The sequence below is a fragment of the Streptomyces fulvoviolaceus genome (assembly GCF_000718165.1).
GTDB classification, from domain to species: Bacteria; Actinomycetota; Actinomycetes; order Streptomycetales; family Streptomycetaceae; genus Streptomyces; species Streptomyces fulvoviolaceus.
In genome coordinates this window covers 1-1,354 of record NZ_JOEY01000147.1, presented here as the reverse complement: position 1 = coordinate 1,354, position 1,354 = coordinate 1, and the positions used below count along the sequence as shown (strand labels likewise).

General features: G+C 70.5%; 2 protein-coding genes. One reads left to right on the top strand and one right to left on the bottom strand.

Features of this window, described 5'->3' with window-relative positions; all coding sequences use genetic code 11:
* On the top strand, positions 1–484 hold a 484-nt coding region (locus tag IG08_RS60530), incomplete at its 5' end, for a hypothetical protein (protein WP_158812425.1).
* 161 nt (positions 485–645) lie between these two features.
* Here IG08_RS60530 and IG08_RS0153195 read toward each other — a convergent pair.
* Positions 646–1,353, bottom strand: a complete 708-nt coding sequence (locus tag IG08_RS0153195) for a DUF1206 domain-containing protein (protein WP_078656161.1) — start codon at positions 1,351–1,353, stop codon at positions 646–648.
* Position 1,354: the final 1 nt, after the last annotated feature.

The window sequence follows — 1,354 nt, the reverse complement described above, 5'->3', positions numbered from 1 at the left end:
GGCCACCGCGTTCCTGTTCGGCTGCGACAGACTCGCGCCGAGACGGTCCGAGCCCGCGATGCGCAGGGCGGCCACGGCGAGTGGTACGGCGTGTACCGGCCAGGATCAGGCTCAGCCCGAGCAGAGCCGCCGCCCCGACGACGATGCCGCAGAGGAAGAGGGTGCCGGTGGAGCCGGTGACGTCGACTCCGAAGACGGAGAATCCGCCGGTGAGCTCGTGGGCGCTGCCACTGTTGGAAAGAACGCCGGCGACGCCGATGACCACCGCGGCGACGAGAATGACGAGTCCGAGGATGATCATGACGCGCTCCTGGGATCTACTTCCCCTACCCACGGTAGAGCCGTTCTGACGATCGTCATCGGCGCTGTCGTCGACGGACTGCTGTATCTGCTCTCCACCGGCGTGCTGCTCCTCATCGCCGCCGTGCTGTACCTGCTCGTGCGCTCGGTGTCGCGCTCACACCGCCGGCGTCCGGCCCACTGAGGCATGGCGGTAGATCGCGGACCGCCGCCCCAGATGCCCACATGCGGTCGGAGACGGGAGCGGGACGGTTCGCCGCTGTGGCGGTGACCAGTGTGTGGTGACGGCCCGGCCCAAGGGCGAGCCTGCGGGCCAAGCCGGCAGATCCGGCTTGGGTCAGGCGTTCACAGCCGGCGCCAGCGGGCCGAGGCGAAGGAGAAGACACCGAAGAGGATCAGCCCGATGGCGACGGCGACCAGGAGCCACGGTCCCACCGGTGTCTGGGTGAAGCTGCGGAGCGTCGCGTCCACGCCCTTGGCCTCGTCAGGGTCGAAGCGGACGGCTGCCACCAGGATGAAGATCCCGGCCGCCGCGAACACCACGCCACGCGCCACGCCTCCGCCCACGCCGAGAGCAGTGACGACCTGCTTCGTACGGTGGCTCATGGCGCCGGTGTCCAGCTGCTTGAGGAAGCGCCGCATGGCCGCCCGGACGGCGAGTACCGCGCCGATGCCGATCAGGAGGCACCCCGCGGCTCCCACCAGCACCTGGCCGTACGACAGTTTGAGGGCCGATGCCGTCCCGTCCTGCGACTGTTCGTTGCCGCTGGAGCCCTGGCCGCCGCCGGCGGCGTACACCGCCGTGGTCCAGCAGACAAAGGCGTAGAAGACCGCCCGCCCGCCGTCGAGGGCTCGTGAACCCGCCTTCCGCTGAGGTCCCCTGGTGAGCACGGCGCGGGCTCCCCGCCAGAGGGCCATGGAGGCGAAGCCGACCACCATCGCCCACAGCATCACTTTCCCGAACGGCTGCTCCGCGACCTGGGCCAGCGCGCCCTGCCGGTCGGCCGATTCGCCGCCGCTGCTGAGGGCGATCTGCAGGGCAAGGGCGCCGATG